Annotated in this window: 11 protein-coding genes, 1 tRNA gene and 1 rRNA gene; 7 read left to right on the top strand and 6 right to left on the bottom strand. The window is 62.3% G+C overall.

Annotated elements, in window-relative coordinates; all coding sequences use genetic code 11:
• Nucleotides 1–266: 266 nt before the first annotated feature.
• Nucleotides 267–383, top strand: a 5S ribosomal RNA gene (gene rrf / locus CVS30_RS06170).
• A 196-nt stretch (nt 384–579) separates the two neighbouring features.
• Here the strand turns inward: rrf and CVS30_RS06165 are convergent.
• Together CVS30_RS06165 and CVS30_RS06160 are read right to left on the bottom strand one after the other, a co-directional pair.
• Nucleotides 580–1,611 carry a LacI family DNA-binding transcriptional regulator gene (locus CVS30_RS06165; RefSeq protein ID WP_110484429.1) on the bottom strand — a complete coding sequence of 344 codons (1,032 nt, stop codon included), beginning with the start codon at nt 1,609–1,611 and terminating at the stop codon, nt 580–582.
• 23 nt (nt 1,612–1,634) lie between these two features.
• Nucleotides 1,635–3,410 (bottom strand): glycoside hydrolase family 13 protein, encoded by a 1,776-nt coding sequence (locus tag CVS30_RS06160; protein WP_110484428.1) that lies wholly within the window; start codon nt 3,408–3,410, stop codon nt 1,635–1,637.
• 311 nt (nt 3,411–3,721) lie between these two features.
• On the opposite strand from CVS30_RS06160, the gene CVS30_RS06155 reads away from it, so the two are divergent.
• From CVS30_RS06155 to CVS30_RS06140, 4 genes are all read left to right on the top strand, one after another.
• Nucleotides 3,722–5,020, top strand: a complete 1,299-nt coding sequence (locus CVS30_RS06155; RefSeq protein ID WP_110484427.1) for a sugar ABC transporter substrate-binding protein — start codon at nt 3,722–3,724, stop codon at nt 5,018–5,020.
• A 99-nt stretch (nt 5,021–5,119) separates the two neighbouring features.
• Nucleotides 5,120–6,757, top strand: coding sequence for an ABC transporter permease subunit (locus CVS30_RS06150; protein WP_110484469.1), 1,638 nt, complete (start codon nt 5,120–5,122; stop codon nt 6,755–6,757).
• Nucleotides 6,754–7,668: a sugar ABC transporter permease gene (locus CVS30_RS06145; protein WP_110484426.1), complete on the top strand. Its 915-nt coding sequence runs from the start codon at nt 6,754–6,756 to the stop codon at nt 7,666–7,668. The genes CVS30_RS06150 and CVS30_RS06145 overlap by 4 nt, the downstream gene beginning before the upstream one ends.
• Before the next feature lie 2 nt (nt 7,669–7,670).
• The gene (locus CVS30_RS06140; RefSeq protein WP_110484425.1) at nt 7,671–9,527 is read left to right on the top strand and encodes a glycoside hydrolase family 13 protein; all 1,857 of its coding nucleotides are present in this window, start codon (nt 7,671–7,673) and stop codon (nt 9,525–9,527) included.
• A 180-nt stretch (nt 9,528–9,707) separates the two neighbouring features.
• On the opposite strand, the gene CVS30_RS06135 is transcribed toward CVS30_RS06140, so the two are convergent.
• The 4 genes from CVS30_RS06135 to CVS30_RS06120 form a co-directional block, all read right to left on the bottom strand.
• A complete protein-coding gene (locus tag CVS30_RS06135; RefSeq protein WP_110484424.1) occupies nt 9,708–11,075 on the bottom strand; it encodes a DUF4032 domain-containing protein in 1,368 nt (455 codons plus the stop codon).
• Between the two features lie 141 nt (nt 11,076–11,216).
• The gene (locus tag CVS30_RS06130) at nt 11,217–12,317 is read right to left on the bottom strand and encodes an ABC transporter ATP-binding protein (protein ID WP_110484468.1); all 1,101 of its coding nucleotides are present in this window, start codon (nt 12,315–12,317) and stop codon (nt 11,217–11,219) included.
• Nucleotides 12,318–12,454: 137 nt separating this feature from the next.
• A complete protein-coding gene (gene otsB, locus CVS30_RS06125; protein ID WP_110484423.1) occupies nt 12,455–13,252 on the bottom strand; it encodes a trehalose-phosphatase in 798 nt (265 codons plus the stop codon).
• Nucleotides 13,249–14,688: an alpha,alpha-trehalose-phosphate synthase (UDP-forming) gene (locus CVS30_RS06120; RefSeq protein WP_110484422.1), complete on the bottom strand. Its 1,440-nt coding sequence runs from the start codon at nt 14,686–14,688 to the stop codon at nt 13,249–13,251. The genes otsB and CVS30_RS06120 overlap by 4 nt, the downstream gene beginning before the upstream one ends.
• Nucleotides 14,689–14,893: 205 nt before the next feature.
• On the opposite strand from CVS30_RS06120, the gene CVS30_RS06115 reads away from it, so the two are divergent.
• Entirely contained in the window at nt 14,894–15,793 is a 900-nt protein-coding gene (locus CVS30_RS06115; RefSeq protein ID WP_110484421.1) for a DsbA family protein, read from the top strand.
• A gap of 154 nt (nt 15,794–15,947) precedes the next feature.
• Nucleotides 15,948–16,021 (top strand) — tRNA-Thr (locus CVS30_RS06110).
• The last annotated feature ends 9 nt before the right edge of the window (nt 16,022–16,030 follow it).

Genomic DNA, 16,030 nt, shown 5'->3' with positions numbered 1-16,030 from the left:
ATAACTTACACAACACACAAATCTTTATACACAAAGATTGCTCGCGTTCACTATGTGGTTCCCAAACAACAAACCCATTCCGGTTTAGTTGATTTGACCCAAGGAAACCAAAAAAACAAGTACACAAGGATATTCATCACTACCCACCACCCCCACCAGGGTTAGAAGTAGAGAAAACATTCTTGTATACTAGAAACACTGTTGTTCCACAAGAACACCCAACAAGCTACCCCACCAACACCCAGTGTTGGTGCCGGGAAACGAGTTACGGTGGTCATAGCGTGGGGGAAACGCCCGGTCCCATTCCGAACCCGGAAGCTAAGACCCACAGCGCCGATGGTACTGCATTCGTGAGGATGTGGGAGAGTAGGACACCGCCGGACAACACGTAACAAGGTCGAGGCCCCACACCACCAGGTGCGGGGCCTCCCTCATTTAACAAGGACTTACAGAACAACCAAAGAAGTGGCCACCCCTACCCGGGTGGCCACAACTCTTTAACGCCCCCACCGCCAACAAAACGGCCTCCGGACGAAGAAGAACCTTCGCCCAGAGGCCGTTTCTGTTTAAGTACCGGGACTAGTCGGAGTACGGGACAGCCGTGCTGGAACGTACCACCAGGCGGGTGGGGAATTCCTCGGCAAACGGCTCGTACGGGGTGCTGGCGTCCTGCGAGGACTGCTCAAGGCGGGCCAGGATCCGCTGAGCGGCGAGGGCCCCCTGGCCTCGCGGGTTCTGATCAAAGGTGGTCAGCCCAAAGACCTGACCCAGCTCATGGCCATCGATACCAATGACCGAGAGCTCCTCAGGAACACGCAAGCCAAAGTCTCTGGCTGCCATGATGGTACCGATGGCCATTTCATCCGAAGCCGCGAAAACCGCCGTGGGACGCGTACGGCCTGCGCCCAACATAGCGCGCGCCGTCTCGTAAGCCCCCTGGACGGTAAAGTCGGAGCTTTGCTGCCACGCCTCTGACGTGGGAAGCGAGGCCTCCTGCATGGCCATCTGGTAGCCGCTGCGCCGGGTTCCGGGCAGCTTGAAGTCGGAGTCGTACTCGTGCGCACCACCAATGTGGGCGATGCGCGTGTGTCCGAGCCCAATGAGGTGTTCTGTGGCCCGCTTCGCTAAGTGGAAGTCGTCCACTTGGAGGCTATCGGCCCCAGGAAGAGGCCCGCCAATACCCAACACAGGCCGATGGATCGCCAGTAGCTGACTTACCTCCGCCTCGGTGAGTTCCAGCGAAACCGCAATGACGGCGTCGAGCCTTTTACGCAGCAGGAAATCGGTGAGGATGGTGGCGCGGTGACTTTCATTCTGGCTTGTCGTGTAGAGGGTGAGGTCGTAGCCGGCCTCGAGGAGCACGGCGGAGGCTCCGTCGATGACCGAGGAGTAAAACCAGCGGTTGACGCCGGGCACCACAATGCCGATGTTGTGGTTTCGCCCGGACGCCAGGCTGGACGCGGCGTAGGAGAGGACGAATCCTAGCTCCGCCGCCGCATCCTGGGCGAGCTTGCGGCTCTTGGCCGAGACGCTGCCCTTGCCGCCCAAGGCGCGGGAAACGGTGGCTATCGACAGCCCAGAAAGCTCCGCAACCTCTTTGATGCCCGCCACTTTATTGCCCCTCGGTCCCTTGCTCACAATTTCAGCCAGATGGCCTCGGATGATTCTAGTTGAGTGTTGTCTCCGCGGGAGGGAAGTGAGCGTGCAATGACGGTGCCGTGGGGCAGGTCCATGGCGTCGCTGCCGGTGTTGAGGATGACGAGCGTGTCCCCGTTGAGGAATGCGAGTGAGCGTTCAGAGCAGAAGTCCTCGGCCCACTGCAGCGAGCCCGTGCCGAGTCCCAGCTCGCGTCGGGTCGCCAGCGCGTGCTGGTACATGGCAAGGTGCGACGTCGGATCGCTGGCTTGGGCGTCACGGGCGTAACTTTGCCAATCCAAGGGTTGGGGGAGCCACGGGGCGGTAGCCTCCGCTGACCCGTCACCTGAGGTGGTGGCAGCGTCGCTAAATCCAGCCGCCGGGCTCTCGCCACGCCAGGGCAGCGGGATGCGGCAGCCATCGCGGCCAATTCGCTCTCCACCGGTGCGGGCGAACGTGGGATCCTGACGCGCCTCATCCGGCAGTGTGGTGTGATCCGGGAGGCCGAGTTCCTCGCCCTGGTAAAGGTAGCAGGCGCCCGGCAGAGCCAGCATGAACAACGATGCTGCGGCCGCACGTTGACGCCCCAAGGGAAGGTTCGGCTGAACGTCGGCTGAGCCAATGCCGTCGCCATCGCGAGGGCCGCCGCCGTCGTACCCGAAGCGGGTGGCGTGGCGGACGACGTCGTGGTTGGAGAGTACCCAGGTGCTCGTGGCGCCAACTGCATCAAAAGCGTTGAGGGAGTTCTGTACGACGTGGCGCAGGGCCGGGGCCGAGAATCCGGTGGTCAGGTATGGGAAGTTGAAGGCCTGGTGCATTTCATCGGGGCGGACCCAATCGGCCATGCGCTCGAGCGGGTCAACGTTGGCTTCGGCGCACAGGATCCGCTCGGGGCCGTACTCGGCCAACACCTCACGCCAGCGGCGGTAGATATCGTGCAGGGCCGGCTGGCCAAACATGGGAGCCAGATGTCCGGGGAAACCTTCGGAGCTGCCGCCCCAGGCGGTGCCACTCCAATCGGGCAGGCCGGCGGCCTTCACGAGGGCATGGGCCACGTCCACACGGAAGCCGTGTACGCCGCGGTCGAGCCAGAAACGCAGCACGCGTTCAAACTCGGCGTGGACGGCGGGGTTATCCCAGTTGAAGTCTGGCTGGGTGGAATCGAAAAGGTGGAGGAACCACTGTCCGGGAGTCCCGCCGTCGGACTTGATCTGAGTCCAAGCCGGACCACCAAAGTGGGACTGCCAGTTGTTGGGCGGGAGGGAGCCGTCGGGACCCAAGCCGTCGCGGAAGATGAACATGCTGCGCTCGGGGCTGCCGGGTGCGGCCGCGAGTGCTGCTTGGAAGAGTTCGTGCTGGTCGGAGCAGTGGTTGGGGACGAGGTCGATGATGACGCGCAGGCCCAGGCTGGCGGCCTTGTCCATGAGGAGGTCGAAGTCGGAGAGGGTGCCGAAGAGCGGGTCGACCTGGCAGTAGTCGGCGACGTCGTAACCGGCATCGCGCTGCGGGGACTTGTAGAACGGGGAGAGCCACACGGCGTCGACGCCCAGTGCGGCCAGCTGGCCCAATTCGAGGGTGATGCCGGCCAGATCCCCCATGCCGTCGCCATTGCTGTCGCGGAATGAGCGCGGGTAGATCTGGTAGATCACCGAGTCGGCAGACCAATGGCTTGCGCCTGCAAGGGCGGCCTCGTGCACCGGCGTGAGACGGCCGGCGAGAAGTGCGGATGTGGCAGCGGAGGAGTGGACCGTGGGGTCCGAGGAGATGACAGACATGGTTACTACTGTAAGGACTGAATGCCTAAATGTAAACGTTCTCAATATTTGCTGTCCATGAGTAAGTGATTGTCGGGGTGGCCTATATTTCGCGGATGTATAGGGTTACTGATGGGTACGTGAATGCTTTCAATGGTGTCTAGCGCTAAGCTCCCGGTGGCTGTGCTGCAAGGTTTCTCAAAACGGGCACTTCATTTTGGAACCGTTTTCATGTATCTTGGAGGAATGCTTACGCTCTGTGAGGTAGGCCACTTATGTGATTTTCGCTCGATTCCGCCGTTGTGGGCGTCGAGCCCAAGAAAGGGACACCAATGAAGTTGCCAATTACAAGTGCCACCCCGGTTAGTCGGCGAGTCTTCGCTGTTGGTGCGTTGTCTGCAGTGGGCGCCCTCGCGCTCAGCGCCTGCGGCAGCGACTCCAAGAACAGCAGCGCCCCCGCGGCCACCGCGCAGGACCTGGCCGCCGGTGGCGCCACGGTCATCACGATGTGGATCGATGCGGAACGCGCACCCGGCCTGAAGGACATTGCGGCCAAGTTCAAGACTGAGACCGGCATCGAGGTCAAGCTTGTTGTGAAGGACTTCGCGGCAGTACGCGATGACTTCATCACCCAGGTTCCCACCGGCAAGGGCCCGGACCTGATTGTTGGCCCGCACGACTGGGTAGGCAAGTTTGTGCAGAACGGCGTTATCGCCCCGGTTGAACTTGGCGACAAGGCCTCAGCTTTCTCGGCTACGTCGATCAAGGCCATGACGTTCAATGGCTCCACCTACGGCGTCCCGTACTCCGTGGAAAACGTAGCTCTCTTGCGCAACACGGCTCTGGTGCCGGATGCCTTCAAGACCTTCGACGAGGTCATCGCCGCGGGTCAGGGTGCCGTGGATGCTGGCAAGGCCAAGCACCCGTTCCTCGTTGGTTTGGACCCCAAGCAGGGCGATCCCTACCACCTGTACTTCCTGCAGACATCCATGGGTTCCTCGGTCTTCGGCCTAGACGCTGAGGGTGGCTACGACCCCAAGCAGCTCAACCTCGGTGCGCCGGGCGGCGTCGAATTTGCCAAGAAGTTGCTGGAGTGGGGCGATACCGGATCCAAGGTCTTCAACTCCAACATCACCGGAGACATTGCCAAGGAAGAGTTCAAGAACGGCAAGAGCGCCTACTACGTCACGGGCCCGTGGAATGTTCCGGACATGGAAGCTGCCGGCATCAAGGTTGCTATTGACCCGTTGCCGACCGCTGGCGACAAGCCCGCACAGCCCTTCGTTGGCGTCAACGGCTTCTTCATCAGCGCCAAGAGCGCCAATGCCCTGGCCACGACGGAGTTCGTCACGAACTACCTGACCAGCGAAGTTGCCCAGGATTCCATGTTCAAGACCGGCGGTCGTCCTCCGGCTCTGAAGGCCTCCTTCGACAAGGCCGCCGCGGATCCTGTGGTTGCCGCCTTCGGTGCTATCGGCGAGATTGGCGTTCCCATGCCGGCCATCCCGGAAATGGACGCCGTTTGGGCAGACTGGGGATCCACCGAGTTGGACCTGATCAAGGGTAAGGGTGACCCGACGGTGACCTGGCCCAAGATGGTGGAAACCGTCAAGGCCAAGATCGGCGCTTAGGCCCGATCGCTCGTAGCGGTGTGTGGCGCCCAGGCCTTGGGTCCGGGCGCCACACACCGTTTTGACCAGTTTGAACCCCTGCAAGAGGACAGCCACGCGATGACAGTTTCCAAAACCACTAACGACGCCGGACCCGCACCTCGGGTCTCCAGCGGAGGGCAGCCGCCACAGCGGCGAGCAACGAAGAAAAGCTATAGTATGGAATCCCTTAAGGGCACCTTGGCCAAGATTGTCCTGTTGGGTTTGGTGGATGCCTTCGCCGTTTTTGTGCTCATCACCTTGTTCCTCAGCCAGTCGTGGGTCATCCTGGCCATTGCGGCCGGCGTCACCTTGCTAGTGAACTGGATTTACCTGCGCAAGGGCGGCCTTCCGGCCAAGTACCTAGCGCCGGGCGTGTTCTTCCTGATTATCTTTCAGGTGTTCGTAGTCTTTTACTCCGGCTACATTGCGTTCACCAACTACGGGGATGGGCATAACAGCAGTAAAGAGGACGCAATCTCCTCGATTCAGCTCACCGCCCAGAAGCGTGTGCCGGATTCCCCCGCTTTTAAAACATCTGTACTAAAACAAGGCGATGAGCTGTTCCTCTTGTTCACCGCCCCGGATGGCACGGTCACGATGGGTTCCACGACGGAGCCCCTGTCCGAGGTCACCGACGCAACGCTCGATGGCACAGGTAAGGCCGTCTCGGTGCCGGGCTTCGATACCCTGAACTTCGCCGCCATCGTGGCCAACCAGACGGCCATTCTCGACATCTCCGTCCCAGCCTCTGACGATCCGGCCCAGGGCAGCCTTCGCACCGCAGATGGCAGCACGGCCTACGCCTTCAAGCCCAATATGGTCTACGACGCAGCAGCCGACACCTTCACGGATGTGGCCACCGGCGACACCTTCACCGACAACGGCCAGGGCGCCTTCGCGAATTCCGCCGGTGAAACGTTGACGACCGGTTGGAAGATCAACGTTGGATTCGACAACTTTGTCAGGGCCTTCACTGACCCCGATCTGCGCGCACCCCTCATCAACGTGATCGCGTGGACCTTCACCTTCGCCATTGCCTCGGTGATCCTCACCTTTAGCCTGGGCCTGTTCCTCGCCGTCACCTTTAACAAGGAAGACATGCGCGGTAAGAAGATCTACCGCGTGTTGATGATCCTGCCCTACGCCTTCCCCGTCTTCCTCTCGGGCCTGGTGTGGTCCGGTATTTTGAACCCGCAATTCGGCTGGCTGAACCAGACGCTCTTGGGCGGTGCCGAAATCGGCTGGCTGACGGATCCGGTCCTAGCCAAGATCAGCGTCCTCGTGGTGAACCTGTGGTTGGGCTTCCCCTACATGTTCCTCGTGTGCACGGGTGCCCTGCAGTCCTTGCCTAACGAGCTTGACGAGGCCGCACGCATGGATGGCGCCAGCGCCTGGCGGGTCTTCCGTTCCATCAAGTTGCCGCTGCTGTTGGTCTCGATCGCCCCGCTGCTGATCGCCTCCTTCGCCTTCAACTTCAACAACTTCAACGTCATCTACATGCTGACCGGCGGTGGCCCACGCTTTGAGGACACCAGCAGGGACATCGGCTCCACGGACATCCTCATCACGCTCGTGTACAAGGTGGCCTTCGGGCAAGGAACCGGCCGCGACTACGGCCTAGCCAGCGCCCTGGCGATTGTCATCTTCATCATTGTGGCGACCGTTTCCGCCATTAGTTTCAAGCAGACCAAGGCACTTGAGGAAGTGAACTCATGACTACCACCACCGTCCCCGTGCACACCGACGTCGAGCTGCTGCTCAAGAAGCGCCGCCCCTTCGGCGTGTGGTTCAAGGACAAGGGCTGGCGTCACCTGGTCGGCGTCATTGTCACCCTCTTCGCCGTCTTCCCGTTGCTGTACGTGCTCTCGGCCGCCTTGAATTCCAACGGCACCCTGGCCGGAACCAAAGGCTTGTTCACCCAGGTCGACCTCGGAAACTTCATCAAGCTGTTCAGTGATCCGAGCCGCCCCTTCGGCAAGTGGTTCATGAACACCATGATCATCGGCATCATCACCTCCGCGGCCACCGTGTTCCTCGGCGCCATGGCCGCTTACGCCTTCTCCCGCATGCGCTTCAAGGGCCGCCGCATGGGCCTGCTCTCGCTGCTCCTGCTGCAGATGTTCCCGCAACTGCTGGGCGTCGTCGCCATCTTCTTGCTGCTCAGCGGCATCTCCGATGTCATCCCGTCGCTGGGACTCGGCAGTCAGCTGGGCCTGATCATGGTCTACCTCGGCGGGGCGCTGGGCGTGAACACCTACCTCATGTACGGCTTCTTCAACACGATTCCGCAGTCTCTGGATGAGGCGGCCAAGATCGACGGCGCCTCCCACGTGCAGATCTTCTTCGGCATCATCTTGCGCCTCGTGACCCCCATCCTGGCCGTGGTGGCGTTGCTGTCCTTCATCAGTATCACGAGCGAGTTCGTGATCGCCTCCGTGGTGTTGACCGATCCTGACTCTCAGACGCTCGCCGTCGGCCTGTATTCCTTCGTGTCCGACACCCGCTCTAAGAACTGGGGGATCTTCTCTGCCGGAGCAGTCTTGGCCGCCGTGCCTGTCATGGCCCTGTTCCTGTTCCTGCAGCGGTACATTGTGAGTGGATTGGTTCAAGGCGGAGTAAAGGGATAACTATGGTTGCGCAACACCCCCATCACGACGGTTCGGCTCTTTATGTGGGAAGTTCGACGCCGGCACTTGGCGAACGCTGTTCCCTGCGGTTGCGAATCCCGCAAGCGTGGGGCACCGCCTCGCGTGTCTGGGTGCGTAGCGTGCAGGACGCCGAGCCGCGGTACGACGAGGCTGTGCTGATCGGGACGGGCAGTGGCTCGGCCTGGTGGGAAGCCTCCATGCTGCACGTCAATCCCGTGGCGTTGTACCGGTTTGTGATTGAGGTTTCGGGAGATCAGGGTGCCACATATTGGCACCTGAACAACGCCGGGCTGCACAACCGCGACACCTCCGACTACAACGACTTCCGGATCACCACCGCCATTGATGCGCCGGCCTGGTCACGCGAGGCCGTCATGTACCAGGTGTTCCCCGACCGCTTTGCGCGTTCGGCCGCCGCTGATGCGCACCCCACTCCGGAATGGGCCGTGGCGTGCGACTGGGATACCCCCGTGCAGGGACGTGGCCCGGATGTGGCCCGCCAGTTCTACGGCGGGGATCTCGACGGCGTGACGGAAAAGCTCGATGAGTTGGAAGCGCTCGGCGTCGACATCGTGTACCTGACACCGTTCTTCCCCGGCCGGTCCAACCACCGCTATGACGCATCGACGTTTATGTCCGTTGACCCGCTGCTGGGTGGCGACGAGGCGTTGATTCGCCTGGTCGAGGCGGCGCATGCTCGCGGGATGAAGGTCATGGGCGATCTGACCGCCAACCACACCGGCGATGCGCACGAGTGGTTCACTCGCGCGCAGGCCGATCCCGCCAGCGTTGAGGCCGGATTCTTTTATTTCAACGAGGATCACAGCGATTACGAGAGCTGGTGGGGCGTGAAGTCGCTCCCCAAGCTCAACTGGGCCTCTGCTGCCTTGCGCGAAGCGTTTGTCACGGGCGAGGATTCCGTCGTCGCCCACTGGCTCAAGGCGCCGTTCAACCTCGACGGTTGGCGGATCGACGTGGGCAATATGACCGGGCGTCTGGGTGCGCAGGACATCAATAAGGAAGTTGCGGCGCTGATCCAGGCCCGCATCCTGGAGATCAACCCCAACGCCTTGCTCCTCGGGGAGGAAACCTCCGACGCCGGGGCCGATGTGGATGGCTACGGATGGCAAGGCGCCATGACGTACTCCAACTTCACCCGCCCGCTGTGGCAGTGGCTGGTCAGCCCCGAGGCACGCGTTGACTTTTTCGGCACCCCGCTGGCGGCTCCGAATAGGGTGAGTGCCGACGTCGTGCTTGAGACGCATCGCGATCTGTCCAGCGCCTTCAGCTGGCCCGTACGCAATGCCAATATGAACGCGCTGAACACGCACGACACGGCGCGGGCGGCGAGCCTGATGATTCCCGGCGGGCAGGTGGTGGCCGCGGCGATGTCGATGCTGCTGCCCGGCATTCCGGTGATTTTTGCCGGCGACGAGTTTGGGCTCGAGGGTGATGTGGGGGAGGCCTCGCGCACGCCGATTCCGTGGGATGAGCCGGGGCGCGTGGTCACGGATCTGCGGACTGCTTATGCCTCGTTGACGGCGCTGCGGCACGAGAGCCTCGCGGTCTCCGAGGGCGGCATGCGCTGGTTGCTGGCCGACGGCGATGTGCTCGCCTTTGTGCGGGAGTCGGCGGAGGAGTCGATTCTGCTGATCGCAACGCGCGCCGCGGCGACGGTTGCGCTGGAGCGTTTGGGCCTGGATGCTGGCGGTGCCGACGCGCTGCGTGCGGCGCCGGCGTTCAGCGTGGGCGAGCTTGCGGCAACCGACGCGGAGTTGGAGCTGTCCGGCCCAGGTGTCTTTGTGTGGCGTCTGCCCGGTGTGGCAGTCCCCGCCTAGCCTCCTCCTCTCCTCTCGAAACGCGGCATCACTTTCCGGCCATTAACGACAAACCCTCCAGCACTCACATTGAGTGCTGGAGGGTTTCGTTCTGTCGCCGTAAAGTGGGGCGGCGATCGCCAAAATACGCCGTAAAGTGGTGCGGCGTCCGTGAAAAACGGCCGGAAAGTGATGCCGCGTTTATTCGTCGAAGGGGGCGTCGGCTAGGACGCCTCCCTCTAGCATCTTGATGGTGTCCGTATCCGTGCTGAGCATGATGGCGTCCTCGTCGCGACGGAAGCGCAGGATGTCGTCCACATAGGACTGCACGGCCTCGGCCAGGGGAACGTTGCGCTCCTCGTCCTTGGACTTGTACCAGCGGTGCTCGAGCACCTCGTGCACCACCTCGGCCGGTTCCAGCTTGCCGCCAAGCTCGCGCGGGATGGAACGGACGATGGGCTCGAAGATGGAGCTGACCCACTCGTGGGCGCTGATCTCCTCATCCTTCAGGGGAGCCACGTCATTGCGGAAGGAGTCCATGTCGTTGAGCAGGCGGCGGGCCTGGTTCTCCTGGGCGTCGATACCCGTCAGGCGCAGCAGACGGCGCTGGTGGTGGCCAGCGTCGACCACCTTGGGCTGGAGCTGGATCGTGGAGCCATCCGGGGTGGTCTTGATGGCGTACTCTTCCACATCGAAGCCCAGCTCGTTCAGGCGGCGGATGCGGGCGCCCACACGCCAGCGGTCCTCAAGCTCGAAGGATTCCTTCTCGGTCAGCTCTGCCCAGAGGCGGCGGTAGCTTTCCATGATGAGTTCGCTCGTGGCAACCGGGTCCACCTTCTCCTCGATGAGCCCGCCCTCGAGCAGGTCCATGAGTTCACCGGCAATGTTCACGCGCGCAATCTCGAGATCGTACTCGCGCTGGCCCGTGGACAGATCCGGGTAGAGCTCACCCGTTTCGGCATCCACAAGGTACGCGGCAAAGGCGCCGGCGTCGCGGCGGAACAAGGTGTTGGACAGCGAGACATCGCCCCAGTAGAAGCCCACGAGGTGCAGACGCACCAGCAGCAGCGCCTGGGCGTCGATGAGACGCGTCAGGGTGTCGCGGCGTAGCTTCTGGGAGAACAAGGCACGGTACGGCAGGGAGAACTTCAGGTGTCGGGTGACCAGCACGGGATCGAGCGGGCGGCCGTCGGGCGTGGTGCGGCCCGTGATGACGGCGACCGGCTCCACGCAGGGAACGTCGAGCCGGGCCAGCTTCCGGAGCATGTGATATTCGTGCCGTGCAACGTGCTCGGAGGTTTCCTTGATGGCGATGACGGAGCCGTCGAGGTGGGCGAAGCGGACCACGTGGCGGGAGATACCGCGGGGGAGGGCTGCGAGATTGTCGGCCGGCCATTCCTCGAGGCGGATGTGCCACGGGAGGTCCAACAGTCCGGGATCTGCGGCTGCGGCCGTGATGTTGAGCGAGCCCATCACGGAGGCTGGCGGCGCGCTCTGGCGTGGGAGCTTACCGATCTGGTCAAAGTCGGTGGGCTCGTGGTTCCACTTGGCGCCTGGTTGCTCAGTCATAATACAAATTCTCTCTTAAAAAGTGAGGCGCGGCTGTCTGCTGGAAAGCTCCAACAGGCAGCCGCGCCCTACATGATGCTGGTGATATCGACGAGCTCAATCACGCACATTTCGTGCGAGATCGGGCAGCGGGGACCAGCGTTAGTTCGTGACGATCGACTTGTCACCCAGGCGCAAGCCGGAGGTGGCATCGAAGAGGTGCACGTGGCCAACCTGCGGGCGAACGTGGATGGTGTCGCCCTTCATCGGTGGGCGGCGACCGTCGACACGGACAACCATGTCGCGCTCGTTGCCGTCGATCACTGCGTGGCCGTATACGTAAGCATCGGCACCGAGTTCTTCAACGACGTCGGCCTCGACTGCCAGGCCCTCGCCGGCGCCAACAATTTCGAGGTCTTCGGGACGAACACCAACGGTGACCGTGTTGCCTGCGGCTTCACCGAGAACGGCGGAAGGTACGGGGTAAATTGATCCACCGAACTTCACACCGCCATCGACGACGGGCAGTTCCAACAGGTTCATGGCGGGGGAGCCAATGAAGCCTGCAACGAAGACGTTCTGAGGAGCGTCGTAGAGGTTACGCGGGGTATCAACCTGCATCAGCAGGCCGTCCTTGAGCACTGCAACGCGGTCACCCATGGTCATAGCCTCGACCTGGTCGTGGGTCACGTAAACAGTGGTGACGCCGAGGCGACGGGTCAAGGACGCAATCTGCGTACGAGTCTGCACGCGGAGCTTGGCATCCAAGTTGGACAGCGGCTCATCCATGAGGAACACCTGCGGGTTACGCACGATGGCGCGACCCATGGCAACACGCTGACGCTGACCACCGGAGAGTGCCTTCGGCTTGCGGTCCAGGTACGCCTCGAGGTCCAGGAGCTTTGCGGCTTCCTTGACGCGGGTGGCGCGCTCTTCCTTGGAAACGCCGGCGATCTTCAGGGCGAAGCCCATGTTGTCGGCAACGCTCATGTGCGGGTAGAGAGCGTAGTTCTGGAAGACCATGGCGATGTCACGGTCCTTCGGCGGAACGTCAGTGACGTCGCGGTCGCCGATCAGGATGCGGCCGGCGTTAACATCTTCCAGGCCTGCGAGCATGCGCAAAGAGGTGGACTTACCGCAACCGGAGGGTCCAACAAGAACCAAGAATTCGCCATCGGCGATGTCGATGTTGAGCTTGTCAACAGCCGGCTTGGTGGTTCCCGGGTAGATTCGGGTTGCATTATCAAAAGTTACTGTAGCCACAGCAATAAATCCCTTCATCGGCAGGTACGTGCCGAACGATCCGTTGTGAATGGTTGAACATGCATCGGCCCGCGAACTGCTGACGCAGTCGCAAAGGCTGACGTATGAAGTATGGCACATTTTTACTATGAGCAATGTCACGTTACGTGCAAAAACTCCCGGCGTGCCGATACGAGAAGCTCCAGCAGCTGCGGCAGTGCGGCGGGGGCGGCGATACGAAAACCAGCTGCCGTCTCGCCCTGGCCCACCTTGACGCCCAGATCGCCGGGCAGCAGCGCCGCGAAGGCATGCTCATCGGTCACATCGTCCCCCGCGAAAAACGTCGCCGTGGCCTGCGTGCGTTCGCGCAGCGTGGTCAGGCTCTGCCCTTTGTTGGCGTTCAGCACGGACAGTTCCAGCACCATCTTCCCTGTCCCGAGATAGATGGCCGGATCCTGGGCCACCATTTTCCTGACATGGTCGACGGCGGCCCTCCCGTCAGCCTCGCTGGCTTGCCTGTAGTGAAGTGCGACGCCGGACGGCTTGTCCTCCTGCACCGTCCCCTCATACAGGGTGGTCGCCTGGGTGACGAGGGCGCGGGCACGTTCCAGCGCGGCGGCCTGGTCCGCGGTGAGTTCTAGCGCGGGTGAGTCTGGTCCCCACCAGCTTTCAGCCCCATGGCTGCCGACCAGAAGTGTCGGTGCGGGAGGGGTGGCGACCGCCCGCAAACTGGCCAGGGCCCGGCCCGAGACGAGGGCCGTCGTCGTACTTTGTAAAGAGGAGAGGGTCGCTAAGGCTGCGGCGGAGCGGGGGAGGGGGCGGGCATCCTCGGCGCGGGCCACAAGGGGCGCCATGGTCCCGTCGAAATCCAACGCCACCAAGAGATGGGGCGTGGCGGCGATGTGGCGGACGGCGGACACGAGCGCGGCTGGCAACGGTGCCAGGGGGCGGGTCATTGCAGTTCGGCCTCCTGTTGGAGTGTGTCAAGGAATTCTTCGCTCCAGCGCTGGACATCGTGGCTGAGGACCTGACGGCGCATGGCGCGCATGCGGCGGCTGGATTCGCCGGGGGAGAGGCGGACGGCGCGCATGATGGCGGATTTGAGGCCGTCGATGTCGTGCGGGTTGACCAGGAGCGCGGACTTGAGCTGATCGGCGGCGCCGGTAAATTCACTCAGGACCAGGGCGCCGGTGTTATTGCCGCGGGCGGCAACGTATTCCTTGGCGACGAGGTTCATGCCGTCGCGCAGGGAGGTCACGAGCATGACGTCGGAGGCGAGGTAGAGGGCCACCATCTCCTCGACGGGGTAGCTGTGGTGGAGGTAGCGGATGGCGGTGTTGGAGGTGGTGTCGAACTGGCCGTTGATGCGGCCCACCATGCCGTCCACCTCTTCGCGCAGGAGGCGGTAGGACTCGACGCGCTCGCGGCTGGGGCTCGCGACCTGGATGAGGGCGGCGTCCTCCACCGTGAGATCGCCGTCGCTGAGGAGTTCGCCATAGGCCTTGAGGCGGTGGGTGATGCCCTTGGTGTAATCGAGGCGGTCCACGCCGAGCAGGATGGTTTTCGGGTTGCCGAGGTCGGCGCGGATTTGCTTGGACCGGGCGATGACGTCGGGGCGGACGGCGAGTTCGGCAATCTTCGCGACGTCGATCGAGATGGGGAAGGGCGCGGCGCGGGAGATGTGGACGGTCTTGCCGTCGAGGTCCTTGATCTGCACCTGGGAGGCCTTGACACCGGCGCCCACGAAGCGGCGGGCCGAACGCAGGAAGTTCGCGGAGTCGCTGGGGCGCTGGAAGCCGATGAGATCGGCGTCGAGCAGTCCGGAGATGATGTCGCGGCGCCAGGGCAGCTGGGCAAAGATCTCCGGGGGCGGGAAGGGGATGTGATTGAAGAAGCCGATGCGCAGATCCGGGCGCAGCTGGCGCAGGTAGCGGGGTACGAGTTGGAGTTGGTAGTCCTGCACCCACACGGTCGCATTGGGAGCGGCGGAGCTGGCGGCCGCCTGGGCGAAGCGCCGGTTGACCTTCCTATAGCAATCCCACCAGGTGCGGTGGAACTCGGGAGGGGCAATGACGTCGTGATAGAGCGGCCAGAGGGTGGCGTTGGAGAAGCCTTCGTAATAAAGCTCAACCTCGTCGGCAGAGAGCGCCACGGGGATCAGATCCATATCGTCGTGCCGGAAGGGTTCGAGCTCCTCGTCCGGGGCGCCGTGCCAGCCTACCCAGGCACCTTCTCGCGCGGCCATAACTGGGGCCAAGGCGGTGACGAGGCCGCCCGGGGAACGCCGCCATCCGGCGTCGTCAATGTCTGCGGAGACCCTGTCAACGGGCAACCTGTTGGAGACAACGATGAAATCGGAACTGCCGGGATGGAGGGCCGGCTTGCCGGTCATTTCTTCTGGCACGTGCAACTCCCATGGTAGAACTCGGGTTTGTGCCAGCTTAGCGTGTGGTGTGACTTACCCGAGGAGTCGGTGTGAGCCCCGCGCGTTGCCTGAATGGTTGTAGCTTTGGGCGTTTTCCAAGGTTCCGCCCCTATGATGAGGAAGAACTAGCCGTTATGAACGGCCCTTTTCATGCCCAAAGACTTGAGGAACTATGAGCCCCAATAATGAACCACGGTTGTCCAAAGCCGAGCGGACGGCACAAGCCCGCGAAAAGGCACGGATTATTCGCGATGCCCAGCTGAAGAAGCAAAAGCGTAATGGCTGGCTAATACGCGGTGGCGTGCTGGTTGCGGCCGTGGCCATTGTTGTCATCATCGCCCTGATTGTTATCAACACCCAGAAGGCCAACGAGCCCGTTGCCGAGTCCGGCGCCGTGCCCACGAGCATGAACGCTTATGGTGGCATCACCTTGGGTAAGGACGGCGCGGTTATTCCGCCCACCACCACCGAGAAGACCGTAGACATCAACGCTGTCAGCGCGAACCCGTCACCGGGTGCCACGACTGCGTTTGCCCTGGACGAGATCGGCATCAAGGCCTCGGCCGCTGGCGAGCCCATCCAGCTCGTTGTGTACTTCGACTTCATGTGCCCGTTCTGCAACCAGTTCGAGACGAACTACGGTGCCAAGATGAAGCAGCTCGCCAACGAGGAGAAGATCACGGTTGAATACCGTGCGCTGGGCTTCCTTGACCGCTTCTCCGGTGGCACCAACTACTCCTCACGCGCTGGCGCAGCTGCCGCCTGTGTTGCCGAGACCTCACCGGATAAGTACCAGGCCTTCTTGGACAAGCTGTTTGAAAAGCAGCCTGCCGAAAACAGCAAGGGCCTGAACAACGCCACGCTGGCTAAGTACGCTACGGAGGTCGGCGCTGCTGACGTCACCTCGTGCATCGACAACAAGACGTTCCGCCCGTTCGTAGCCAACAGCACCGCACTGGCCTCGAACCACGGCGTCTCCGCAACACCCACCGTCTTCATGGATGGTCAGCAGTGGGGCTCCACGGAATCGTTCGACGACTTCTCCGCACGCATCCTGGCTGCCAAGAAGTAGCTAGCATTCTTACGCATCGGGCTCGCGCTCGCAGTCGCCGTTACTAGTACGACGGCGTGAAACCGGCTTCTCCGGGTAGCTCAGGCTACCGGGGAGGCCGGTTTTTTGTTTTCTGTGCTCCTGCGGTAACCTTGTGAAGCGCTTGATTGCGTTTGCCTCCTTAGCTCAGCTGGCCAGAGCACCGCTCTTGTAAAGCGGGGGTCGTCGGTTCGAATCCGACAGGGGGCCCAGAAAGCC

This window comes from Arthrobacter psychrolactophilus, from assembly GCF_003219795.1.
GTDB lineage: Bacteria > Actinomycetota > Actinomycetes > Actinomycetales > Micrococcaceae > Specibacter > Specibacter psychrolactophilus.
The sequence above is the reverse complement of the archived record's forward strand: the minus strand, read 5'-3'. Positions and strand labels throughout refer to the sequence as shown.